Below are 22,217 nucleotides of genomic sequence, written 5' to 3' on the forward strand. Positions count from 1 at the left end.
CAGGCCACTTCCATGACTCGCCTTCCATTGAAATCGGACCCAACCAACCGCTACCGCGAGGCCGAACAATTCCTGGCCGCACTGGACCCGGACTGGCAAGCACTGGTCGCCCATGTGGGCCCTTGCATCCATCAACCACGCCCCGAGCGCGACCCTTACGAGGCACTGATCCGCTCTGTGGTGTATCAGCAATTGCACACCCGTGCGGCTGAACGCATCCTGCAACGCCTGATTGATCTCTATCCGCACGGCCATTGCCCAACACCGGAGGAGGTGCTGGCGACTCCGTACGACACCCTGCGCGCTTGCGGCTTGTCCGGTGCCAAGGCCAACAGCATTCTGGGTCTGGCTCAGGCGCGCCTGGATGGCATCATTCCCGATCAGGCTACCGCTTTGCAAATGCAGGATGAAGAGCTGATCAAGCAACTGACCACGCTACGTGGCATAGGCCGCTGGACGGTGGAAATGATGATGATGTACACGCTGGAGCATGAAGACATTTTGCCTGCGGACGACTTTGGAGTCCGTGAGGGCTATCGCAATTTGCGGCGCTTGGACAAAGCCCCCTCAGCCCGCGCCTTGCGTGAAATTGGCCAGGCCTGGGCACCGTATCGCAGCGTGGCCTCCTGGTACTTGTGGCGCATGCCTAAGCAAGCCGCAGCTCCGTATCAACGCGAAGCCCAGCGCTGGCAAGCGATTGTGGACCGGGACCCGAACGCTGATGCCCACTTTGTCTATGCCGTGCCCAGCACAGGGATTTATGCGCGCCCCAGCGCGGCATCACGACGCCCTAATAAGGAGCATGTGCGTTACTTCGATACAGCCGAGCAAGCTGAGCAGGCTGGATTCAGAGCCAGCCGTCATCGTCATGCAGACCGTCAGCAGCAGTCCGAGCAGCGTCACGATTTGATTGTGCAAGCCTGCCGCCTGATCGAAACCCAGAACCCCGCTCCCAAGCTGGAAGAGCTGGCCGAGTCGCTAGGCATGAGTCCCTATCACTTCCACCGTATTTTCAAAGCACAGACCGGGCTGACACCTCATGCCTATGCCAAGGCACATCGCAGCCAGCGTTTGCGGGATGAATTGGACAAGGCCGGGCAAAGCATTACTGATGCGATCTATGAGGCCGGCTACGGCACGCACAGCCAGTTCTACGACGAATCCCAAGCCATGTTAGGCATGCAGGCCAAAGCGTTTCGCAAACAGGGCCAGGGCAGCCGTATTCGTTTTGCGATTGCCCAATGCAGCCTGGGTGCGCTGCTGGTTGCCGAAAGCGAGCGTGGGATTTGTGCGATTTCCTTGGGCGATGATGCCAAGGTCTTGCTGGAGCAGTTGCAGGACCGCTTCAAGGCAGCCGAACTGATTGGTGCCGATCCGCAATTCAATCAACGGGTCGCCCAAGTAGTTGCGATGGTGGAGGAACCGGCTCTGGGCCTGGAGCTACCTTTGGACATTCAAGGCACCGCCTTTCAACAACGCGTCTGGGAATTCCTGCGCCATATCCCGGTAGGCCAGACCTTGAGCTATACCGAGATTGCCGAACGCCTGGGCATGCCCAAGGGCGCCCGTGCCGTGGCTCGAGCCTGCGCCACCAATACCTTGGCCATTGCCATCCCTTGCCATCGCGTCGTGCGACAAAGCGGGAATCTGGCAGGCTACCGCTGGGGACTGGAGCGCAAGAAAACCTTGCTGGAGCGCGAACGCGCCCAGGAAACTCAGCGCTAGCAGACATAAGAAAACCCGGCCAATGGCCGGGTTCTTCATGCGCAAAGCCCTGGGGCTTTGATTACATAGGCACCACACGAGTTGGGCCGTTACCGCTAAGCATACGTACACGCTGACCAGCGGACAGAGGTACGTCGGCTTCCTGGGCCACCACACGGGTTTCGCCATTATCCAGCTGAACCGTGATTTCCAGACCCTGGGTCTTGCCCATGCGGTTTTCAACCGCATTACCAACCAGACCACCCAGAATCGCACCACCGATACTGGCCAGGATGCTACCGCGGCCACCACCAATGCTGCTGGCTGCCACACCACCCAAGGCAGCGCCACCCACAGTGCCCACGCCCGAGTTCTGATCTTCCTGAATAGTGACGGCGCGTACCGAAACAACGGTACCCAAACGCACGATTTGTTCGCGCTGAGCCTGACCGTAGCTGTACACCGAGCTGGATGCCGATTTATTGGCACAACCTGCCAGCAAAAACACGGGGGCTGCCAGACTCGCCACTACCAGCAGACGCACTTTGGGTCGATCGAAAAAAGAAACGTACATACGGTTTACTCCAAAAAACGTAGCTGGCCGAATCATAAAAAAATGTCGAGCGCGCTCTTACAGACTGCGCTCAATATCATAGTGCTGTTTTAGTATGGCCGAGATATCTGACCGTTTAAATTCATGATTTTGCGGGCCATCCGCCTGAATTTTAATACTGCCCATCAAGTTACCCAAGCAGCAAGCCTCCTGCCAGCTCCAGCCTTTTGTAAGACCATATAACAGGCCTGCGCGATGCGCATCGCCGCAGCCGGTAGGATCCACCACATTTTCCACGGGCACAGGGCCAATTTCGTAGGTCTGACCGTTGTGGTAAAGCGTGCTGCCATGCTCTCCACGCGTCACGACAGCGGCTTGCAGGCCCTGGGCGATCTCGGCCATGCTCTTGGAAGTGCGCTGTTCAATAATTTCGGCTTCGTATTCGTTAGCCGTAAGAACTTGACACAGTTCCAGCATCTCCAGCAGGTCCTCGCCAGCGAACAAGGGCATGGCCTGGCCCAGGTCGAAAATGAAGGGCGTGCCTTGTGCGTGCAGGCGACGGGCATGGGCAAACATGCCGTCTTTGGAGTCCGGAGCCACAATGCCCCATGCCGCTTCCTGACCCGACAGATCGATCTGGGCGGAATTGATCATGGCGCCTGGGTGGAAAGAGGTGATCTGGCTGGCGGCCAGGTCTGTGGTGATGAAGCACTGAGGGGTGAACATCTCGGGCATGACACGCACCATGCTGGTATCAATACCCAGGTTCTGCAGGCGCTGCACATAATCCACACCGTCGCTACCAACCGCACCCACAGGTACAGGCTGGCCACCCAGCATGTTCAGCGTGTAGGAGATATTGCCGGCGCAACCGCCCCACTCTTTACGCAAGCTGGGCACAAAGAAAGACACGCTCAGGGTTTTGATGCTGTCGGGCAAGATGTGATCTTTGAAGTACCCTTCGAAAACCGCGATCGTATCAAACGCGATCGAACCACATACCAGCACTCGCTCGGTCATAAATTACCTTATGGAAAAAAAGGGCTAATCTGGTAGCCATTAACTTGGAGCTGCCCAGTATTCAACGGCAGGCGCACCATGATTTCACTGCGCGCTGCAAAAGCAGGCTCACGTCGCTCGGAAGCCAGGTACTGATCGGGCGTAATATTGCGCCGGGCGATCAAGGCTCCGGAAAAATCTTTCAAATCCAGGACCAGCGTAGGCCACTCCTGGGGCCGCTCAAACTCGTTGCGCAGCGTAAAGCCCAAGGTAGACTGTCCGGGCTGATTCGGTGCTTTATGCAGGGCCGAAGCCTGCACGCGAATCTGGTCCAGACGGCGCTCGTAGGGAACCTTGCACGACAAGGTCTGGCACGTGCTCTCGAACACGGGACGCAGCATGGGGATCTGGCTGACAATCTGCACGCGATACACGTACATCAACTGCAGGACGAACAGGACCGCCCCCAGGACGCACAAGCTGGTCCAGATCAGCGAACCCACGCGCTGGCCAAAGCTGGCCTCACCCTCGTAACGCGTTTCGCGTTGCAAGGCGGGGTTGGGATCAATGACCCAGTCCTGCTGGAAATGCTCGCCATCATTGTCATGAGTGCCATCAGCCTGACGCGAGGGGTAAGAAGCGCGCAAGGCACTGGCACGGTCTCCCACACTGAACTCAGGCTCGGCAGCCGACCAGGAAGCCTGACCAATATGGTGATCCCCATCCGGCTCAGCAGCAGGACCGGCCGATACAAAAAAAGAGGTGTCCTGATCATCCTGCGGCAAAGGCTCGTGTCGGGAGCGGGCGCGGATGACAGACGGTTCTGGAGACCGGATAGAAGGTTCTGTCGACTCAACCGATGGCTCTGCCGACCGGACAAAGGGCTCTGCGCTTACGACAGAAGGCTCTGCCGGTGTGACAGGCGCTTGCGTCAGGATGGAGTCGGGGAATTTGCGTACCTGCAAGGATTCGTGGGCCGTACCTTCATCACGCGGCGGGGCGTGACGGGAATGCTCCACAAATCGTGGCCCTGGAATGGGCGCTTGCAGGTCCACCGTCTGCACCTGTTCCTGCCGTGGCGAAACAGGTGGCTCGGGTGTCAGGCGCGGTTCGGTCTGAACCGGCGCGGCGGGAGAGTGATAGGAAGGCTCAGGGGCTTGCTCATCAATGACTTCTTCAAAGCCATCGAAGATATGCGCACATTGAATGCAGCGTATATAGCCCCGGCGGCGTTGCAGCGTTTCCACACTGGCTGCAAACGATGTCCCGCAACGGGGGCAGCGAGTCTTTAGCTCCATGAACTCACCTTAAGTTCTGCCGTCTTATAACGGGCGTTGACCAGCCAAACACACCCAGCCATCGCGCTCCTGCCAGACCGACATGGGCAGATAGGAGGAGTAAACCTCGATCATTTCCTCGGCCTGCCAATCGTAAATGCCGGACAGGATCAGATGTCCGCCCGGTTTGACGCGGTTGGCCAGCATGGGAGCCAGCATACGCAGGGGATTGGCCAGAATATTGGCAACCACCAGATCGGTTTGCCCGGCGGGCATGGCATCGGGCAGCAAGCCTTCAACCTCGACCTGATTGACTTGCGCATTGTAGCGCGTGGCAATCACGGCCTGCTCGTCAATGTCCACACCAACAGTATGGCCAGCGCCCAGCTTGCGGGCCGCAATCGCCAGAATGCCGGAGCCGCAACCGTAGTCCAGCACGGTCTGACCGGCTTGCACATGGTGGGCCAACCAATCCAGACACAAGTGCGTCGTGGGGTGGCTGCCGGTACCAAAGGCCAGACCGGGGTCCAGCTCAATGCGAACCAGGCCGTCATCACCCTCTTGGGCAACCGGCAAGTCCTCGTCGTCCTTGTGCCAGCTGGGCACAATCAGGATACGATCGCCCACCGGAATGGGACCGAACTGCGACTGCGTCAAACGAACCCAATCCTCGTCGGGCACGTCGCGCACGCTCCACTGAGCCTTCGCAGGATCCAGCACACCGGCGTCAAAAAGCGGTTGCAGCAACTCTTCAGGCTCCAGCTCCTCGGGCAGCAATGCAACAACCCGATTGCGGTCCCAGGCAAGCACATCCGGTTCGATACCTGGTTCGCCAAACAGGGGCTTTTCCTGATCGGTATCACCGTCAGCATCTTCCACCGACACCGACAGGGCGCCCGCTTCAAGCAAGGCATCGGACAAGCGCTCGGCCTCGTGTTCCTGGCAGCTCAGTAAGAGTTCACGCATACATAGTTTCCATAAAGCAAAACAGGGGGCTCGCCCCTGTTTTACATAATCATCATTCTTATCAGGTCAGGCCTGTGGCCTGACCCGTTGCTGCCCTTACTTGCTACGTTGGGCCAGCTTTTGTTCCAGGTAGTGAATGCTGGTGCCGCCTGCCTTGAAGCTGGCGTCCTGCATCAATTCCCGGTGCAGATCCACGTTCGTCTTGATCCCTTCCACCACCATTTCGGACAAGGCAATGTCCATACGGGCAATGGCTTGCTCGCGCGTCTTACCGTAGGTAATCAGCTTGGCAATCATGGAATCGTAGTACGGAGGCACGGTGTAGCCGGTAAAGACATGCGAGTCGATACGCACGCCAGGGCCGCCGGGGGTGTGCCACTTGCTGACCAGGCCTGGGCTTGGTACGAAAGTGAACGGGTCTTCCGCGTTGATACGGCACTCGATCGAGTGGCCTTCAAATTCAATGTCACGCTGGCGCAGCACGAATTTCTCGCCTGCGGCCACTTTGATCTGCTCTTGAACCAGATCAATGCCGGTGATCATTTCAGTGATGGTGTGCTCGACCTGAATACGGGTGTTCATCTCGATAAAGAAGAACTCGCCGTTTTCGTACAGGAACTCGAAGGTACCTGCACCGCGGTAACGCATCTTGCGGCAGGCATCAGCACAACGCTCGCCAATACGTTCGATCAGGCGGCGGGCAATACCGGGAGCCGGTGCTTCTTCAATCACTTTCTGGTGACGACGCTGCATGGAGCAATCGCGCTCGCCCAGCCAGATCGCATTGCGTTCACCATCAGCCAATACCTGAATTTCGATATGGCGTGGATTCTCGAGGTACTTTTCCATGTACACCTCGGGATTGTTGAACGCAGCGGCGGCTTCGGTTTTGGTCGTGGCAACCGCTGTCAGCAAGGCTGCTTCGGTGTAGACCACGCGCATGCCACGGCCACCACCACCGCCAGAGGCTTTGATGATGACTGGGTAGCCGACTTCACGTCCGATGCGAATGATTTCAGCCGGGTCATCCGGCAAGGCGCCGTCCGAACCGGGAACCACAGGCACACCGGCCTCGATCATGGCTTTTTTGGCCATGACCTTATCGCCCATCGTACGGATGCTCTCGGGACGTGGACCGATAAAGACAAAACCGCTCTTTTCGACACGATCAGCGAAGTCCGCGTTTTCAGCCATAAAGCCGTAGCCAGGGTGAATGGCTTCCGCATCGGTGACTTCTGCTGCCGAGATAATGGCAGGCATGCTCAGGTAGCTGTCACGAGCCTGGGCGGGGCCAATACACACGGCCTCGTCAGCCAGACGCACGTACTTGGCACCACGATCAGCTTCAGAATAAACGACGACTGTCTTGATACCCATCTCGCGACAAGCGCGCTGGATACGCAAGGCAATTTCGCCCCGATTGGCGATTAGGATTTTTTCAAACATATCATCAACCGATGACGAACAGAGTCTGACCGTATTCCACCGGTCCGCCGTTTTCAACCAGAATTTCTTTGATCACGCCGGACTTGTCGGCTTCGATCTCGTTGAGCAGCTTCATGGCTTCGATAATGCACAGGGGCTCGCCTTCCTTGACCGTTTGGCCCACTTCCACAAAAGGAGAAGCGCCTGGGCTAGGAGCACGGTAGAAGGTGCCAACCATAGGAGCCTTGACGGCGTGGCCCTCGGGAACGGCAGGTGCAGCGGGAGCGGCGGCAGGAGCACCGGCAGCGGGGGCTACCACCTGGGCTACAGGAGCCTCGGGAGCATAGACCACGGGAGCTGCCGAGCTTTGCGAAAATTTCACAATGCGAACCTTGTCATCACCTTCGGTGATTTCCAGTTCGGCAATGCCAGACTCGGCTACCAGATCGATCAGGGTTTTGAGTTTTCTAAGATCCATGCGTACTTCCCGCAACGCCGCACTAGCCACTGACTGGGTCAGGACGGCATTAAAAAAATATTGGTCAAAAAAACGAAACGAACCGCCTAACTATTCAAAGCAAACCGCAGGGCGGCTTCATAACCGTAGGCCCCCAAACCAACAATGACACCGCTAGCGATGTCAGAGAGATAGGAGTGGTGACGGAACGGCTCACGACGGTGAACATTGGACAGATGAACTTCAATAAACGCAATACCGACACCGGCAAGCGCATCCCGTATCGCCACGCTGGTATGGGTATAGGCCCCAGCATTGATCAGGATGAAATCGACGCCCTCGGTACGGGCTTGATGAATTCGATCGACGAGCCCGCCTTCGTGATTACTTTGAAAAAAATGACACTGCGCGCCATGCTGGTCGGCCAGCACCTGTAAACCACTGTTGATATCGTCGAGAGTCTGATGTCCGTAGACATCGGGTTCTCGGGTACCCAGCAGGTTGAGGTTGGGCCCGTTAAGGACCAGGACATGTTTCGCCATAGCGGATTTTTCGTCAAGACAGACCGCCTTTTTACGCTAAATAACGTCATTTGTCCATAAACCTGCTTGGCTTACAAACAGTTAGCATTGGTCCCATCCCGTTTTAAACAGGGGTGTCTCAGACCTGCAATTTGACGAAATTAAGCGAAAAAGTCGGCCAGTTAGCGTTGAGCTTTAATAACTTCGTCCAACTTTTCGGGATCTATCTGGCCCAAAATGCGCTCGCTGACCCGGCCATTGCTTCCAAACACCACGGTAAAGGGCAATCCACCCTTTTTATTACCCACGCTGCGCATTTGTTTCAGGCCACCCGAACCGGCCAGCAAAATGTCGTAACTGACCGGCACGCGTTCCAGAAACTCTTTCACGTTATCCAGCGAGTCCACCGCGATGCCCACAAAGTTCACGTCGGGGTAGCGTTTGTGCAGTTCCTGCAGGTCCGGCATTTCCTTGACGCAGGGTGCGCACCAGGTCGCCCAGAAGTTGACCACCAGGGGCTTGCCTATATAAGTAGAGAGCGCGCGATCTTCGCCCTGAAGATCCTTGAAGCTTTGCGCCAGGAAAGGGTCTGAAGGCAGCAAACTGGCCCAAGGGGCGGGATGCAGGGCCAAAAGACTTGCACACACTAGCGATTTCTGCAGAAAAAGACGCCTACGCATACCGGCTCACACCTGAAAAAATATCATCTGGGGATGATAGCACCGGCCCTCACCAAAGCTCACGCATCAGATCAAACAGTCGTCTAGAATACAGGCCGGAGGATTGTCATGCACATACATATACTAGGAATTTGCGGCACATTCATGGGTGGTCTGGCCCTGATTGCCCGTTCGGCTGGCCATACGGTTACCGGTTGCGATGCCGGAGTCTACCCACCCATGAGCACGCAGCTGGAAGAACAAGGCATTGAGCTTATTGAAGGCTTTGGCGCGGAGCAAACCAGGCTGTCCCCTGATCTCTATATAGTGGGCAACGTGGTGACGCGCGGGAATCCTCTGATGGAAGCGATTCTGGATCAGGGTCTGCCTTACACATCCGGCCCGCAATGGCTGGGCGAGAACATCCTGTACAAGCAGCACGTTCTGGCCGTGGCCGGCACGCACGGCAAAACCTCCACCAGCTCCATGCTGGGCTGGATTCTGGAACAGGCCGATCTGTCCCCCAACTTCCTGATCGGTGGTGTGGCCCCCGGCCTGGGAGTCTCGGCCCGCTTCAATCCAGAACAATCCTTGTTTGTGATCGAGGCCGACGAGTACGACACCGCCTTTTTCGACAAGCGCTCCAAATTTGTTCACTACCGCCCTCGCACGGCCATCCTGAACAATCTGGAATACGATCACGCTGATATCTTCCCTGATCTGTACGCCATCCAGACCCAATTTCACCATCTGGTCCGTACCATCCCCTCCACCGGGCTGATTCTGCGTCCCACCCACACCCCTAGCCTGGACGAAACCCTGGCCCGAGGTTGCTGGACGCCGGTCGAACAGTTTGGCCCCGAAGGCGATTGGGACAGCAAGGCAATCAGCGCCACCTCTTTTGAAGTGATATTCGAAGGCCAGACCGAGGGCACCGTCCAATGGACACTGACAGGCGAGCACAATCGCCTGAACGCTCTGGCCGCAATCGCCGCAGCCCACCATGTGGGCGTAAAGCCCAAACAGGCTTGCGCGGCACTGAGCCAATTCGCCGGTATCAAGCGCCGCATGGAAGTGCGTGGCGTAGTCAATGACATTACCGTCTACGACGATTTTGCCCACCACCCTACTGCCATTGCCACCACGCTAGCCGGTTTGCGCAGCCAGACAGGCAAAGCCACCCGAATTCTGGCCGTGCTGGAGCCGCGCTCCAACACCATGAAGCTGGGCGCCATGGCCGCCCGTCTGCCCGGCTCGCTGGAAGATGCCGACCTGGTGTTTTGCTACGGCGAGACCCAGGGCAAGCACGCGCTGGGCTGGGATGCAGCCAAGGTCCTGGCTCCTTTAGGGGATCGCGCCACAGCGTGGAGTGATTTGGATAAAATGGTTCAGGCCATTGTTCAGGCCAGCCAGCCCGGCGATGCCATTGTCGTGATGAGTAACGGCAGCTTTGGCGGCATTCATCAGCGCCTGCTGGATCAACTGTCACGCTGACCCTCTTATCTATATAGCAGGTGCCTCCATGATCCTCTATCTACACGGCTTTCGTTCCTCGCCTTCGTCCTATAAAGCGCAGCGCCTGAAACAAACCATGCAGGACAGGGGCTTGCTGCACCTGTGGCGCTGCCCGCAGTTGCCCGCCAGCCCGGCCCAGGCCATTGCCATGTGCAAACGGATTGTGGATACGGAAATGCAGACAGGCATGAGCGCCGATCAATTATGTGTGATCGGCTCCTCTCTGGGCGGTTACTATGCCAGCCACCTGGCGCAGCACTATCACAGCCGCGCCGTGCTGCTTAACCCGGTGGTCTACGCAGGACGGGATCTGGCTACGCAGGTGGGCGAGCATGTCTGTTATCACTCGCCCGATCCGTTTCACTTCCTGCCCGACTATGTGGATGAGCTGAACGACATTCACGTACCGCGCCCCAGCGATCCCCAGCACTTTTACCTGCTGGCCGCCAAAGGTGATGAGGTCCTGAACTGGCGCGAGATGGCGGACTGGTACAAAGGCAGCCAGGGACACATTCTGGAAGGCGGAGATCACGGCCTGACCGACTTTGATCCCTGGGTCGACGAAATTTTGCGCTTTGCCCTGCAACAACCTTAACTATCTTTACCGGATGGCCAGCACCATCCAGATGGAAAATCATGTACGTCCTTTTTGAAGACAGCGGTAATTTCAAAGCAGAAAAAATATTTTCTGACAGCGATACCACCATGCAGGTGGAATCCGCGTCTGGCAAACGCAGCAAAATAAAGAAAAACAGCGTTCTATTTACCTTCGAGCAGCCCGCCCCGGCAGAGCTGTTGGAAAAAGCTCAAGCGCTGGCCGAATCCCTGGATATCAATTTTTTGTGGGAATGCGCCCCCCAGGACGAATTTGAAGCGTCCACACTGGCACAGGAATACTTCGGTCACGCGCCCAGCGCCATCGAAAAAACCGGCACCATCTTTGCCCTGCACAGTGCGCCCGCCTACTTTCACCGTCGTGGCAAAGGGCTGTACCGCCCTGCTCCACCGGAAATCCTGCAAGCTGCCCTGGCCGCAATTGAAAAGAAACGCCTGCAGCAAGAGCAAATCCAGACCTGGGCCGAACAGATGATCAAAGGCGAATTGCCGCCCGAAGTCGCAGACAAAGCCGGCACCTTCCTGACCCAGCCCGACAAGAACACGCTGGAGTGGAAAGCCTTTGATCAGGCCCAGAAAGAACTGGGTGTCAGCACGGAAAAACTGCTGCTGTCGCTGGGTGCCTGGTCCAATCCGCTGACTTTGCATCAACATCGCTTTTTGGCGGCGCACTTCCCCAAAGGCACAGACTTTCCGGGCATTGCCCTGCAAAGCTGGGGCCAGGACCTGCCCGAGGCCAATGTCACCGCCTATTCGGTGGACGACGCCAATACGATTGAAATTGACGATGCCCTGTCCGTCCAGCACCCCGAACCGGGCCGCCTGCGTATCGGGGTTCACATTGCCGTGCCTTCGCTGGCCTTGGCACGTGGCAACGAGATCGACCAGATTGCTCGCAATCGCATGGCCACGGTGTACACACCGGGCTACAAGATCCCCATGCTGCCGCCCGAGCTGATCGCTCACTTTTCCCTGGATCAAGGGAAAACTCGCCCTACCCTGTCGCTGTATGTAGATGCAGACGTCAGCACCGGCGAAATCCTGTCGCACCAGACTCGTCTGGAACGCATTACCGTAGCGGGCAACTTGCGCCAACACGAACTGGACCCGCTGATCAGCGAAGAAGCCCTGGCCGACGAAAACGCTGAGCTGCCTTATGCCGAATGGCTGCGCCCGCTGTGGAATTTCTCGCGCCAGCTGTCGGCCCAGCGTGAAGCCGTGCGTGGCAAACCGGAAAACAATAACCGTGTGGAATACAGCTTCGAGCTGGATGGCCCGCACGACGATCCAAATTCCATCATTCGTCTGGTGCCGCGCGTGCGTAATGCGCCGCTAAGCCTGCTGGTGGCTGAATACATGATTCTGGCCAATCAGCTGTGGGGCGGTTTGCTGGCCGAGCACAATGTGCCCGGCATTTATCGCTCCCAGCAGTTCATGCGTACGCGCATGTCCACCACGCCCGGCCCGCACGAATCCATTGGTGTGCCGCAATACATCTGGTCCACCTCACCCCTGCGCCGTTATGTGGACCTGATCAATCAGGGCCAGATTCTGGCAGCTGCCGAGCACGGTATCTCCGCACGCCTGGCCGCCCCCTTCCAGCCCAAGGATGCGGACTTGTACGCCATTATTGGTGCCTTTGAATCGCAATACACTCAGTGGTCGGACTACCAGTCCTCTCTGGAGCGTTTCTGGTGCCTGCGCTGGCTGCAACAAAACGACATCAAGCAGGTCCAGGCCAGCTTCATCAAGGAAGATCTGGTACGCCTGACCAATGCGCCGCTGGTTCTGCACGTTCCCGGCCTGCCTGCGCTGGAACGCGGTCAGGAAGTGACGCTGGATCTGCTGTCCTTCGACGAACTGGCTTTGACGGTGGAAGCCCGTTTGCGCTCGGTCGCCACGGCTGACTGACGACCATGGCCAAGCTAGACCGCCGCCACGCGCCCAAAGACTATTTGTGGCTGGCGGTCGCCCTTTCGGCACTGATCCATCTTTTGCTGATCTTCTGGCCAACTCGCGCGCCCTCGCCCACACCGGCCAATAGTCTAGATGTGGCGCTGGTCAATTTCAGCACCGACTCCACACCGTTAAGTCCCCAGCTCTTGGCGCAGCTGAATCTGGACGGTGGCGGAGAGCATCAGCACGGACAGGCCAGCAATCCTTTGCCGCTGACCGATCCCAATCTGCCTAATCAATTAGTGCTGGAAGCCTTGCGCGCCCGCCAGCAAAGCCTAGAAGCCGAACAACAGCGCCTGCTGGGCGAGCTGGAAAGCCAGGACAAGGCACCTTTATCAACCCCCAGCTTTGAATATATTGGCGCGTCCATTGAGCCCGGCCCGGACGACCATGATCTGGACCCGCAAGTGCAAAATAGCCAACTGGCGATTTTGCGCGAGCAGATTCGTGAACAGCAACGCCAGCCCCGCTACCACTACGTAGGCCCCAGCGCCAAAGCCAGCGATCAAGCCCAGTACCTGGACCAGTGGCGTCAGAAAATTGAGCAGACTGGCACACGCCACTATCCCAAGCAGGATGGCGAGCAGCTGTACGGCCAGTTGCAAATGACGGTCTATATCCGACGCGATGGCAGCCTGCTGCGTGCCCAGATTACTCAGCCTTCGGATCAGGCCACCTTGAATCTGGCTGCCCGCCGCATTGTGGAACTGGCCGCCCCCTTCGCCCCCCTGCCCGAACAAGTGGCTCCTGGCGCGGATGTGCTTGTCATTACCCGCACTTGGAGTTTTACGCATGACAGGCTCAGTATGCACAGCACGGATGCGCAATAAGATCGTATTGTCCACAGCAAGCGCTGGTGAAAGCAGACCCTAGGGTAAAATATGCGTTTTCAGCCCTGGTGCTGACACCTCACAACAAGACAAGCATCGCTTAACCATGCCCGACACGACTCCCGCCAAGCGCTACGGCGTTATTGGTCACCCTATCGAGCACAGCCGCTCCCCACAAATCCATACGCAGTTTGCCAGCCAGTTCAATCTGGCCCTGAGCTACGAGCGCATTCTGGCCCCACTGGATGGCTTCAACGCTACCGTGGAGGAGTTTTTCAAGGACGGCAGCGGCCTGAACGTCACCTTGCCCTTCAAGGAGCAGGCTTATGATCTGGTCGGCCCACGCTTGAGCCGTCGCGCTCGCATGGCCGGAGCTGTGAATACGCTGTGGCTGGAAGATGGGCAGTTGCATGGATGCAATACCGATGGCGTGGGCCTGTGCTCGGACCTGCTGCGTGTCGGCCACAACCCGGAAGGCAAGCGTATCCTGCTGATCGGTGCGGGGGGGGCCTCGCGTGGAGTAGTATTCCCCTTGCTGGAAGCCGGTTGCGAGGTACTGCACATCATCAATCGCACCAGCGCCAAAGCCTACGACATCCGTGAACAGGTCGTTGCCCTGGACCCGGATGCCTCCCGCCGCCTGAGCGCGGGCGGTCTGGACGACCATTGTGGCGACTGGGACATTGTGATCAATGCCACCTCGGCCAGCCTGAACCAGAATCTGCCCGAACTGCCGGACGCCCGTTACCGCAGCAACTCCCTGGCCTACGATATGTTCTACGCCAGCGAACCCACCGCCTTCATGCGCGCTGCCGAACAGGCCGGTGCCACTCATAGCAAAGATGGCTTGGGCATGCTGGTGGGCCAAGCAGCCGCCAGCTTTCAGATCTGGCACGGCGTAGAAGCCGATGTCGAACCCGTACTGGCCAAGCTGCGCCAGGACATCGGGCAAGTCTGACGTGCGTCGCCTTCTGGCCCATCCCTGGAAACTGGCTGGCCTGGCCGTTCTGGCCGTGGCCGCCGGTGTCCTGCTTTATCAGATCGCCCTGTTCCTGATGGTGCTCTGGTACAGCGTGGTGCCACCCCGCATGACAACCTTCATGGCGGCCGAACAGGGCCAGTTGCGTAGCGCCGATGCGGATGCCGAACTACGCTATCAATGGGTGCCTTACGACAAGATCAGCGCCAATTTGAAGCGCGCAGTGATTGCCTCCGAAGACTCGAACTTCCTGAACCATTCCGGTGTCGAATGGGATGCCATTCGTAAAGCCTGGGAATACAACCGTCGCCAGTCGGAAAAAGGCTCTGCCCGCCGTCGCGGTGGTTCTACCATTTCCCAGCAACTGGCCAAGAATCTGTTTCTGTCGGAATCCCGCAGTTATTTGCGTAAGGGTCAGGAATTGATTCTGACCTATATGATTGAAACCGTCATGAGCAAGGAACGCATTCTGGAGCTGTACCTGAACGTAGCTCAATGGGGAGAAGGCGTTTTTGGCGCCCAGGCGGCGGCACGCCACTACTTCAAGATTGATGCCGCCCAGCTCAGCGCCATGCAGGCCGCCCGTCTGGCGGGCATGTTGCCCAACCCGGCCTACTATGACAAAAACCGTAACAGCCCCTATTTGCAATCGCGCACGCGCACCATCAGTCAACGTATGCGACAAGTCGCTATTCCCTGACTGCAATCCGCATTTTTGTTAAGCTAGCCACGTCTTTCCTGGGCCCTATTTTCATGCGCACCGCACGCCGCTATCTCGCTTCCGAAATTTATCGCTCCAGCGCCGTGGTGCTGATTGCCTTGCTTGGCCTGTTTACCTTTTTCGCCCTGATTGAAGAGCTGGACAAGGTCGGTTCCAAATTCACCCTGATGAATCTGTTTTACATCCAGGCCCTGGAACTACCCACCCGTCTTTACGACCTGCTGCCCATTGGCCTGCTGATTGGGGCCACCCTGGCCCTGGCCAGTCTGGCCCAGCGCAATGAGCTGGTCATTTTGCGCGCCTCGGGCGTCAGCGGCCTGCACATGATGCTGATGCTCTGGACCATTACCCTGCCCCTGGTAGGCGGTGCCTTTGTCCTGTCCGAGTACGTCACCCCCATGGCGGAAATCAAATCCAGTGAGCAAGGCATGGCCTTGCTGGGCCGCTCCGGTGGTGGCCGTCTGGACAGTGGTTACTGGTTCAAGGAAAGCAATGACAGTGGCGGGGTGCGCATCATCAATATTGCGAACCTGCAGGGCAATGGCAACGTAACGGATGTCAGCGTGTTCGACTTTTCCGACGGCCAGCGCTTGAGCTCCATGACACAAGCCCCCACCGGCCAGTTCCACAAGAACCAGCTGGATTTGCAGGACGTAACCGAAACCCATTTGAATGAGCAGTCCCACGAGGCTCTGGCGCAAGACAAGGCACCGGATCAGCCCTTGGTCCGCATTGAAAAACGCCCGGACCTGACACTGACCACCACCTTAACGCCAGACCGCCTGATTGCCCGAGTGGTCACGCCCGAACGCATGTCCATTCTGGATTTGAAGGACTACATTGGCTATCTGGACGCGAACAAGCTGCAAACCAAACGTCAGGTTGTGGCCCTGTGGCGCAAAGTCGCTTACCCCTTTACCTTGCTGGTCATGATTACCATTGCAGCGCCTATCGGCTTCATGCAGACCCGCCACGGCGGTGTGGGCACCAAGGTTTTTACCGGCATCTTGCTGGGCGTGGGCTTTTTCATGATCAACCAGTTGGCCCTGAACGTGGCCATGCTCAGTAATCTGGCCCCGTGGGTCACGGCTCTGGTTCCAAACCTGGTTGCCATGGCCTTGGCTTTGAGTGCTCTTATCATGATGGAAAACCGGCACAACCGGCGTCGTCGCAACTCCAGCACAACAAACTAAATCATGTCCTTAGCTACTTCCCCTGCCATCTGGGCGATTGGTGATATTCAAGGCTGCTGCCGCCCTCTGGACAGCTTGCTCAGCCATCCTGATGTCGCGGCCGACAGCCAGGCCAAGTTCTGGTTTGCGGGCGATCTGGTCAACCGCGGTCCCGATTCCCTAGGAGCGCTGCGCCTGATTCGCTCCCTGGGTGATCGCGCCGTCTGCGTGCTGGGCAACCACGACATCCACTGTCTGGCGGTTGCTGCCGGGGTACGCAAATCCGGCAAGCAGGATACCTTGCAGGAACTGCTGGCGGCGCCGGACGCGCAAGAGCTACTGGACTGGCTGCGACACCAGCCCCTGGCTCATTACGAGCATGGTCATTTGATGGTTCATGCTGGTGTGCATCCTGACTGGAGCCCGGAACAGACGCTGGAATACGCCCACGAGCTGGAAGCGCTGCTGCGTGCGGATGACTGGCAAGACAAGATTATTGAATTGTTCGGCAACAACCCGGATCGCTGGGATGCCGGGCTGCAAGGCTATGACCGCCTGCGCGCCATTGTCAGCACCCTGACCCGCATGCGCATGTGCGATGTGAATGCTCGCATGGACTTCAAGCACAAGGGTGCGCCAGATACCGAATCGGGCTTGCTGCCCTGGTATGAATTACCGAATCGCGCCTGTGCCCAGGTACCTATTATTTTTGGTCATTGGTCTACGCTGGGCTTGCTGAACACGCCCACGGTGATCAGTCTGGATACCGGCTGCGTCTGGGGTCGTCAGCTTAGCGCTGTACGTCTGCAAGACCGGCATCTGGTTCAGATTCACTGCCCGGAAAGCAAGAAACCGGGCTAAAGCCATCAGGCCTCGACGGTGACAGCCTCGGGGCACACAACGGCACGAATCTGTTCACGGGCCATTTGTGCCGTTTGCGAACGCCCCCACTCCGTACAGGATTGCGCCGGCATCAGATCCAGGAAATGGCAGTGTACGGACACATGGCGGGCACTGAGCAGAACCCAGATATTGCCAACCAGAGACTGCTCGCCCACAAAGGCAAAGCGCTCACTGCGCTGGCCTTTCTGCTCAAACACCAGGGCCACCGGCTGAATATCCACATTCAGGTTAATGGCTGTCTCAAACAGGCTGGCGTGGAAAGTCTGCACATCCAGACCTGTTGAAGTGGTGCCTTCAGGGAACAGACCTACGGCATCGCCCCGTTCAAAGCACACAGCCATTTGCTGGCTGACGACCTGAATGGCACGACGCTGTCCGCGCTCAATGAAAACGGTACCTGCACCCGCAACCAGCCAGCCAATCACTGGCCAGCGGCGAATATCGCTTTTTGCAATGAAAGAGGTACAGCGCACGCTGTTAAGGACAAAAATGTCCAACCAGGAAATGTGGTTGGACACATAGAGCACGGAGCGGTCCTGAACGGCCTGACCATGCTGCAAAACACGCACGCCGCAGATCAGCATCAAGAGGCGCGACATGCGTAGCACCATGACGCGGCGTCCGCCTGGACGCAAGACCGGAAAAAGCAGACCGACGCTTAACAAGCCGACCACGATCCACACAATCAGAACGACAGCGCGCCAACTAAAACGAAATAAACTAATCAAAAGGCTGCAACCTTATAGAGGGCTCAGGCCTGTGGCAGGCTATCCAGATATCGCTGCAGGATCACGCAAGCTGCCATGGCATCATCATCGTCATTATTGCCCAGCAATTCTTGAGCCTCCATGCTGGAGCCCCGCTCATCGACCAGGTCTACTGCAACGCCATAGCGACCGTGCAGTTGGTTGGCAAAACGCCGACACCGCAGCGAAGCATACTGCTCGCCGCCATCCAGGGTCAAAGGCAAACCTACCACGACGCGATCGGGCTGCCACTCCTTGAGCAAAGCCTCGATAGCCGCAAAGCGCTGTTCCCGTGTAACGGGCCGCAAAATCGTATAAGGGCGAGCCTGGCGCGTCAAGGTGTTGCCCAGCGCCACGCCAATTTTTTTCAGGCCATAGTCAAAGGCCAGCAAGGTTTGCGCCGAGCTGACCGTTGACGGTGTTTCGTGTTCAGGCATGGCCCGCAGCACCTGTCAGGGTAAAAGGACTAATTCCCAGCAAAGCCAGGGCGCGATCATAGCGCTCCCCAACCGGGGTAGAGAACAGGATTTCATGGGTGGCCTTGATGCTCAGCCAGGCATTGTCGGCCATCTCGCTTTCCAGCTGACCTGCGCCCCAACCGGCGTAGCCCAGCGTGACCAGCATATGCACCGGTCCCTGGCCTTGGGCCACATCCTGCAGCACATCGCGGGAAGTTGTCAGGGTCAGATCACCCACCCCCAGGCTGGAGGTATAGGTTTTATCGGAGTCATGGAGAACAAAGCCGCGATCCGTTTGCACGGGTCCACCGAAGTAGACAGAAGTCGCGGCCAGATCAGCCCGGTTCTCCACATCCACCTCGATACGAGACAGCAGTTCAACCAGGCTCAGATCCGTTGGTCGATTAATGACCAGGCCCAAAGCACCTTGTTCATTATGTTCACAAACATAAATCACCGTGTCGGCCAAGCTGCCCGATACCACACCGGGCATGGCAAGTAACAGGTGGTGCGTTAGATCAGCGCTTTCTTGGATTAGCGGGGACTGGCTAGTGGCACTCATACACACCTCCCGTCAAAACAAACCACCTTGGAACTTGAGATGATCACACCTGGATCATTTCGAAGTCTTCCTTACGAGCGCCGCATTCGGGACAGACCCAGTTCGGAGGGACATCTTCCCAGAGTGTGCCCGGCGCAATGCCTTCCTCAGGCAAACCTGCTTCTTCATCATAAATCCAGCCGCAAATCAGGCACATCCACGTACGCATAGTATTCCTACTGTATTTGTAAACATAGTCCGATCCGCGTGCAAATCGGGGCAATCCATTAAAATGGGGTTCATATTACTAAATTACTCAACCCGTGACATCCAGAGCCTTGCTGGCCCTGCATGTGTATCCAAGACAAGATGGCTGCTGAAATCAAAAATTCAAGTCCTGCCCTGGCGCTCGTGCTGGCTCCTTATGATCCCAGCGGGGGTGCACACCTGCCCGCTGATGCCATTACCGGCGCTCGTCTGGGCTGCCATATCGTCAGCGTGCCCACCGCCTTGCTGGTGCGCGACAGCGCGCAGCAGGAAAACATCCAGACGCTGGCAGAGGACATTGCCGACGACCAGGCACGCTGCTTGCTGGAAGACATGAACATTCAGGCCATCAAGTGCGGCCCCGTCTACAGCCCTGAGATCGCCAGCATGGTGGCCGAGCTTTGTTCCGACTACCCTGAACTGCCCTTGGTCCTGCACCTGAGCGCCATGCCCACCGGCCTGGACGAGCTGGATGCGGACGACGCTCTTGATGCCAGTTTACGCCTGCTCCTGCCGCTGAGCTCCTTATTATTGATCGACCACCCCAGCCTGGAGCGGTGGCAGGCCGACGAACTCTTGGGCGACACTCCGGACGCCGTGGAAACCTTGTTGAACAACGGTGCCAATGCCGTGCTGGTCACCGGCGTACCCGGTGCTGCCGGACAATGGCATACGCGTTTCCAGGGACACCATGGCCGTCTGGACTACAGCATGCCGCTCGATGGTGGCGTGCGTCAGCAGGACATAGACAGTTTGCTGGCTACCGCCTGCCTGAGCTTTCTGGCTCAAGGTCATGAGCTGGATAACGCGGTAGAATCAGCCTTGTTGCACCTGCAGGCACGTGCCAGTGACACCTTCCAGCCCGGTATGGGCCACCGCCTGTTCAACCCTGTTGCTCCCCAAAATGACTGACGCCACCACCCTGCGCTTTCCTGCCGGTCTATACGGCATTACTCCCGAATGGGACGACACTACCCGCTTGCTGAACGCAGTACGCGCCGCTCACGAAGGTGGTTTGCAGGTCTTGCAGTTTCGTCGCAAGAACGGCCCGGAACCAATCCGCCAGCAACAACTCAAAGAGTTGATCAAGCTGTGCCTGTCTTTGGACCTGCCGCTATTGGTGAATGATCACTGGAGCTGGGCGCAAGAGTTTGACGTGCAAGGCGCACACCTGGGCAAAAGCGATGGCGAACTGACCCAGGCCCGTCAGGCACTGGGGCCGCAAGCCCTGCTGGGACGCTCCTGCTACAACAGTCTGGATCTGGCTCGCCAGGCTCTGGCGGACGATGCAGACTACATTGCCTTCGGGGCCATGTACCCTTCCAGCGTCAAACCCGAAGCCCCCCCAGCTGAATTGAACACCTTGCGACAAGCAAGACTGCTTTGCCAAGAACAAGAACACGAGGGACGGCGTGCTGCCATTGTTGCCATTGGCGGCATCACACCCGAGAAAATGCCCGAACTGCTGGAAGCAGGGGTCGATAGCGTTGCCGTTATCAGCAGCCTGTTTGAAACCAGCGATATACGCGCCACGGCGCAACGCTTTACCGACTACTTTCACGCCCAGGACTCATCGCGCTTTGTGCGCTGATCCCTTGCCTGGCCTTGACCTTTTCACATCTGGATTCTTGCCTCATGTCCCGTAACTCCGAACTTTTTGAACGTGCCTGCAAAGTCATCCCCGGCGGCGTCAACTCGCCCGTCCGTGCCTTCGGTTCCGTGGGCGGTACACCTTGCTTTATCGAACGCGCCCAAGGCCCTTACATCTGGGATGCAGACGGCCAGCAATACACGGACTACGTCGGTTCCTGGGGCCCGGCCATTCTGGGCCACTCCGATCCGGACGTCATCAAAGCCGTACAGGAAGCCGCCGTACACGGCCTGTCCTACGGTGCGCCTACCGAAGGCGAAGTTGTGCTGGCGGAAACCCTGACCAAGATGCTGCCGTCCATCGAGCAAGTGCGTCTGGTCAGCTCCGGCACCGAAGCCACCATGAGCGCCATTCGTCTGGCCCGTGGCTTTACCGGCCGCAATACCATCATCAAATTTGAAGGCTGCTACCACGGCCACGCCGACAGCCTGCTGGTCAAAGCCGGTTCCGGCTTGCTGACCTTTGGCAACCCCACCTCTGCAGGTGTGCCGGCCGAGTTTGTTGGCCACACCCTGGTTCTGGACTACAACGATCTGGACGCCGTGCGCGACGCCTTCAAGCAGAAAGGCAGCGAAATCGCCTGCATTATCGTTGAGCCTTTTGCTGGCAATATGAACCTGGTGCGCCCAGCCCCCGGTTTCCTGGAAGGTTTGCGCGAACTGTGCACCGAATACGGTGCCGTACTGATTTTTGACGAAGTCATGACAGGCTTCCGTGTTGGCCCTCAAGGCGTACAAGGCCTGACCGGCATTCGCCCCGACCTGACCACACTGGCCAAGGTTATTGGTGGCGGCATGCCCGTCGGTGCTTTCGGTGGTCGCCGCGACATCATGCAATGCGTGGCTCCCGTAGGCGGCGTTTACCAGGCAGGCACCCTGTCCGGTAACCCTGTCGCTGTGGCGGCTGGTCTGGCTACCTTGAAGAAACTGGCTCAACCCGGCTTCTACGACACCCTGACAGCCAACACCGCCAACTTGATTCAGGGCCTGAAAGCCGCAGCCAAAGAAGCCGGGGTGCCCTTCACCGCCGACCACCAGGGCGGCCTGTTCGGCATCTACTTCAGCGAGAACGTTCCCACCTCCCTGGCCCAAGTCTCGGCTGGCGACATCGAACGCTTCAAGCAGTTCTTCCACGCCATGCTGGACAAGGGTGTGTACTTTGCACCCTCGGCCTTTGAAGCCGGGTTTGTGTCGGTGCAACACACCTCCGACATTACCGACGCAACCGTGCAAGCGGCCCGCGAAGTTTTTGCTACGTTCAAAAACTAAACGCGTCGGACACAAAAAAGCGGGCTCAGGCCCG

General features: G+C 57.9%; 24 protein-coding genes. 12 read left to right on the forward strand and 12 right to left on the reverse strand.

All coding sequences use genetic code 11. The features are described 5' to 3' along the window. Positions 1-12: 12 nt before the first annotated feature. Positions 13-1,725, forward strand: coding sequence for a bifunctional DNA-binding transcriptional regulator/O6-methylguanine-DNA methyltransferase Ada (ada, locus tag DUD43_RS19375; RefSeq protein ID WP_194273410.1), 1,713 nt, complete (start codon positions 13-15; stop codon positions 1,723-1,725). A gap of 61 nt (positions 1,726-1,786) precedes the next feature. Here ada and DUD43_RS15925 read toward each other — a convergent pair whose 3' ends face one another. From DUD43_RS15925 to DUD43_RS15960, 8 genes are all read right to left on the reverse strand, one after another. Further along, complete coding sequence (locus DUD43_RS15925; RefSeq protein WP_153231046.1) at positions 1,787-2,278, reverse strand: glycine zipper 2TM domain-containing protein; 492 nt, start codon at positions 2,276-2,278, stop codon at positions 1,787-1,789. Positions 2,279-2,335: 57 nt separating this feature from the next. Then, entirely contained in the window at positions 2,336-3,277 is a 942-nt protein-coding gene (locus DUD43_RS15930) for a carbohydrate kinase family protein (RefSeq protein ID WP_153231047.1), read from the reverse strand. A gap of 8 nt (positions 3,278-3,285) precedes the next feature. Further along, a complete protein-coding gene (locus DUD43_RS15935) occupies positions 3,286-4,554 on the reverse strand; it encodes a zinc-ribbon and DUF3426 domain-containing protein (RefSeq protein WP_153231048.1) in 1,269 nt (422 codons plus the stop codon). A 24-nt stretch (positions 4,555-4,578) separates the two neighbouring features. Next, positions 4,579-5,499 (reverse strand): 50S ribosomal protein L11 methyltransferase, encoded by a 921-nt coding sequence (gene prmA / locus DUD43_RS15940; protein ID WP_153231049.1) that lies wholly within the window; start codon positions 5,497-5,499, stop codon positions 4,579-4,581. 96 nt (positions 5,500-5,595) lie between these two features. Then, a complete protein-coding gene (gene accC / locus DUD43_RS15945) occupies positions 5,596-6,945 on the reverse strand; it encodes an acetyl-CoA carboxylase biotin carboxylase subunit (RefSeq protein WP_153231050.1) in 1,350 nt (449 codons plus the stop codon). 4 nt (positions 6,946-6,949) lie between these two features. Further along, complete coding sequence (gene accB, locus DUD43_RS15950) at positions 6,950-7,402, reverse strand: acetyl-CoA carboxylase biotin carboxyl carrier protein (RefSeq protein WP_153231051.1); 453 nt, start codon at positions 7,400-7,402, stop codon at positions 6,950-6,952. Between the two features lie 86 nt (positions 7,403-7,488). Next, on the reverse strand, positions 7,489-7,923 hold the full coding sequence (gene aroQ / locus DUD43_RS15955) for a type II 3-dehydroquinate dehydratase (RefSeq protein WP_094197735.1): 435 nt from the start codon (positions 7,921-7,923) through the stop codon (positions 7,489-7,491). 161 nt (positions 7,924-8,084) lie between these two features. Further along, positions 8,085-8,582: a TlpA family protein disulfide reductase gene (locus DUD43_RS15960; RefSeq protein WP_153231052.1), complete on the reverse strand. Its 498-nt coding sequence runs from the start codon at positions 8,580-8,582 to the stop codon at positions 8,085-8,087. 108 nt (positions 8,583-8,690) lie between these two features. On the opposite strand from DUD43_RS15960, the gene mpl reads away from it, so the two are divergent. From mpl to DUD43_RS16000, 8 genes are all read left to right on the forward strand, one after another. Next, on the forward strand, positions 8,691-10,055 hold the full coding sequence (gene mpl, locus DUD43_RS15965; protein WP_153231053.1) for a UDP-N-acetylmuramate:L-alanyl-gamma-D-glutamyl-meso-diaminopimelate ligase: 1,365 nt from the start codon (positions 8,691-8,693) through the stop codon (positions 10,053-10,055). Positions 10,056-10,083: 28 nt separating this feature from the next. After that, positions 10,084-10,671 (forward strand): YqiA/YcfP family alpha/beta fold hydrolase, encoded by a 588-nt coding sequence (locus DUD43_RS15970; RefSeq protein WP_153231054.1) that lies wholly within the window; start codon positions 10,084-10,086, stop codon positions 10,669-10,671. 41 nt (positions 10,672-10,712) lie between these two features. Further along, positions 10,713-12,602: a ribonuclease catalytic domain-containing protein gene (locus tag DUD43_RS15975; RefSeq protein WP_153231055.1), complete on the forward strand. Its 1,890-nt coding sequence runs from the start codon at positions 10,713-10,715 to the stop codon at positions 12,600-12,602. A 5-nt stretch (positions 12,603-12,607) separates the two neighbouring features. Continuing rightward, positions 12,608-13,477, forward strand: coding sequence for an energy transducer TonB family protein (locus DUD43_RS15980; RefSeq protein ID WP_153231056.1), 870 nt, complete (start codon positions 12,608-12,610; stop codon positions 13,475-13,477). A gap of 106 nt (positions 13,478-13,583) precedes the next feature. Further along, positions 13,584-14,435, forward strand: coding sequence for a shikimate dehydrogenase (aroE, locus tag DUD43_RS15985; protein WP_153231057.1), 852 nt, complete (start codon positions 13,584-13,586; stop codon positions 14,433-14,435). Further along, positions 14,386-15,156: a monofunctional biosynthetic peptidoglycan transglycosylase gene (gene mtgA / locus DUD43_RS15990; RefSeq protein WP_259672588.1), complete on the forward strand. Its 771-nt coding sequence runs from the start codon at positions 14,386-14,388 to the stop codon at positions 15,154-15,156. Before aroE ends, mtgA begins: the two co-directional genes overlap by 50 nt. A gap of 53 nt (positions 15,157-15,209) precedes the next feature. Beyond that, the gene (gene lptG / locus DUD43_RS15995; RefSeq protein WP_153231059.1) at positions 15,210-16,370 is read left to right on the forward strand and encodes an LPS export ABC transporter permease LptG; all 1,161 of its coding nucleotides are present in this window, start codon (positions 15,210-15,212) and stop codon (positions 16,368-16,370) included. Between the two features lie 3 nt (positions 16,371-16,373). Continuing rightward, entirely contained in the window at positions 16,374-17,210 is an 837-nt protein-coding gene (locus DUD43_RS16000; protein ID WP_153231060.1) for a symmetrical bis(5'-nucleosyl)-tetraphosphatase, read from the forward strand. 5 nt (positions 17,211-17,215) lie between these two features. Here the strand turns inward: DUD43_RS16000 and DUD43_RS16005 are convergent, their stop codons facing one another. The 4 genes from DUD43_RS16005 to DUD43_RS16020 all read right to left on the reverse strand — a co-directional run bounded on the left by DUD43_RS16005 (position 17,216) and on the right by DUD43_RS16020 (position 19,226). Then, positions 17,216-17,980 carry a lysophospholipid acyltransferase family protein gene (locus tag DUD43_RS16005; RefSeq protein ID WP_153231061.1) on the reverse strand — a complete coding sequence of 255 codons (765 nt, stop codon included), beginning with the start codon at positions 17,978-17,980 and terminating at the stop codon, positions 17,216-17,218. A 23-nt stretch (positions 17,981-18,003) separates the two neighbouring features. Then, the gene (gene ruvX / locus DUD43_RS16010) at positions 18,004-18,435 is read right to left on the reverse strand and encodes a Holliday junction resolvase RuvX (protein WP_153231062.1); all 432 of its coding nucleotides are present in this window, start codon (positions 18,433-18,435) and stop codon (positions 18,004-18,006) included. Beyond that, complete coding sequence (locus tag DUD43_RS16015; protein WP_052362978.1) at positions 18,428-18,949, reverse strand: YqgE/AlgH family protein; 522 nt, start codon at positions 18,947-18,949, stop codon at positions 18,428-18,430. The genes ruvX and DUD43_RS16015 overlap by 8 nt, the downstream gene beginning before the upstream one ends. 112 nt (positions 18,950-19,061) lie before the next feature. Beyond that, complete coding sequence (locus tag DUD43_RS16020; protein ID WP_009460582.1) at positions 19,062-19,226, reverse strand: rubredoxin; 165 nt, start codon at positions 19,224-19,226, stop codon at positions 19,062-19,064. Positions 19,227-19,408: 182 nt separating this feature from the next. Between DUD43_RS16020 and DUD43_RS16025 the strand changes: the two genes are divergently transcribed. Genes DUD43_RS16025 through hemL form a run of 3 tightly spaced genes read left to right on the forward strand, consistent with a single transcriptional unit; the run spans position 19,409 to position 22,183 of the window. Continuing rightward, positions 19,409-20,176: a bifunctional hydroxymethylpyrimidine kinase/phosphomethylpyrimidine kinase gene (locus DUD43_RS16025; protein ID WP_228125822.1), complete on the forward strand. Its 768-nt coding sequence runs from the start codon at positions 19,409-19,411 to the stop codon at positions 20,174-20,176. Then, positions 20,169-20,855: a thiamine phosphate synthase gene (gene thiE, locus DUD43_RS16030; protein WP_153231064.1), complete on the forward strand. Its 687-nt coding sequence runs from the start codon at positions 20,169-20,171 to the stop codon at positions 20,853-20,855. Before DUD43_RS16025 ends, thiE begins: the two co-directional genes overlap by 8 nt. Positions 20,856-20,899: 44 nt before the next feature. Beyond that, a complete protein-coding gene (hemL, locus tag DUD43_RS16035; RefSeq protein ID WP_153231065.1) occupies positions 20,900-22,183 on the forward strand; it encodes a glutamate-1-semialdehyde 2,1-aminomutase in 1,284 nt (427 codons plus the stop codon). Positions 22,184-22,217: the final 34 nt, after the last annotated feature.

Origin of the sequence: Alcaligenes faecalis (assembly GCF_009497775.1) — a bacterium.
In the GTDB taxonomy this organism is placed as follows: domain Bacteria; phylum Pseudomonadota; class Gammaproteobacteria; order Burkholderiales; family Burkholderiaceae_B; genus Alcaligenes; species Alcaligenes faecalis_D.

What these genes read in the sequence shown, in the direction of transcription:
- aroQ (WP_094197735.1), bottom strand. Translation starts at nt 7,923, where the DNA reads ATGGCGAAACATGTCCTGGTCCTTAACGGGCCCAACCTCAACCTGCTG.
- DUD43_RS15975 (WP_153231055.1), top strand. Translation starts at nt 10,713, where the DNA reads ATGTACGTCCTTTTTGAAGACAGCGGTAATTTCAAAGCAGAAAAAATA.
- DUD43_RS15930 (WP_153231047.1), bottom strand. Translation starts at nt 3,277, where the DNA reads ATGACCGAGCGAGTGCTGGTATGTGGTTCGATCGCGTTTGATACGATC.
- DUD43_RS15960 (WP_153231052.1), bottom strand. Translation starts at nt 8,582, where the DNA reads ATGCGTAGGCGTCTTTTTCTGCAGAAATCGCTAGTGTGTGCAAGTCTT.
- DUD43_RS15925 (WP_153231046.1), bottom strand. Translation starts at nt 2,278, where the DNA reads ATGTACGTTTCTTTTTTCGATCGACCCAAAGTGCGTCTGCTGGTAGTG.
- accC (WP_153231050.1), bottom strand. Translation starts at nt 6,945, where the DNA reads ATGTTTGAAAAAATCCTAATCGCCAATCGGGGCGAAATTGCCTTGCGT.
- ada (WP_194273410.1), top strand. Translation starts at nt 13, where the DNA reads ATGACTCGCCTTCCATTGAAATCGGACCCAACCAACCGCTACCGCGAG.
- DUD43_RS15980 (WP_153231056.1), top strand. Translation starts at nt 12,608, where the DNA reads ATGGCCAAGCTAGACCGCCGCCACGCGCCCAAAGACTATTTGTGGCTG.
- accB (WP_153231051.1), bottom strand. Translation starts at nt 7,402, where the DNA reads ATGGATCTTAGAAAACTCAAAACCCTGATCGATCTGGTAGCCGAGTCT.
- DUD43_RS16020 (WP_009460582.1), bottom strand. Translation starts at nt 19,226, where the DNA reads ATGCGTACGTGGATGTGCCTGATTTGCGGCTGGATTTATGATGAAGAA.
- aroE (WP_153231057.1), top strand. Translation starts at nt 13,584, where the DNA reads ATGCCCGACACGACTCCCGCCAAGCGCTACGGCGTTATTGGTCACCCT.
- hemL (WP_153231065.1), top strand. Translation starts at nt 20,900, where the DNA reads ATGTCCCGTAACTCCGAACTTTTTGAACGTGCCTGCAAAGTCATCCCC.
- ruvX (WP_153231062.1), bottom strand. Translation starts at nt 18,435, where the DNA reads ATGCCTGAACACGAAACACCGTCAACGGTCAGCTCGGCGCAAACCTTG.
- thiE (WP_153231064.1), top strand. Translation starts at nt 20,169, where the DNA reads ATGACTGACGCCACCACCCTGCGCTTTCCTGCCGGTCTATACGGCATT.
- prmA (WP_153231049.1), bottom strand. Translation starts at nt 5,499, where the DNA reads ATGCGTGAACTCTTACTGAGCTGCCAGGAACACGAGGCCGAGCGCTTG.
- DUD43_RS16015 (WP_052362978.1), bottom strand. Translation starts at nt 18,949, where the DNA reads ATGCCCGGTGTGGTATCGGGCAGCTTGGCCGACACGGTGATTTATGTT.
- DUD43_RS15935 (WP_153231048.1), bottom strand. Translation starts at nt 4,554, where the DNA reads ATGGAGCTAAAGACTCGCTGCCCCCGTTGCGGGACATCGTTTGCAGCC.
- lptG (WP_153231059.1), top strand. Translation starts at nt 15,210, where the DNA reads ATGCGCACCGCACGCCGCTATCTCGCTTCCGAAATTTATCGCTCCAGC.
- DUD43_RS16000 (WP_153231060.1), top strand. Translation starts at nt 16,374, where the DNA reads ATGTCCTTAGCTACTTCCCCTGCCATCTGGGCGATTGGTGATATTCAA.
- mtgA (WP_259672588.1), top strand. Translation starts at nt 14,386, where the DNA reads ATGTCGAACCCGTACTGGCCAAGCTGCGCCAGGACATCGGGCAAGTCT.
- DUD43_RS15970 (WP_153231054.1), top strand. Translation starts at nt 10,084, where the DNA reads ATGATCCTCTATCTACACGGCTTTCGTTCCTCGCCTTCGTCCTATAAA.
- mpl (WP_153231053.1), top strand. Translation starts at nt 8,691, where the DNA reads ATGCACATACATATACTAGGAATTTGCGGCACATTCATGGGTGGTCTG.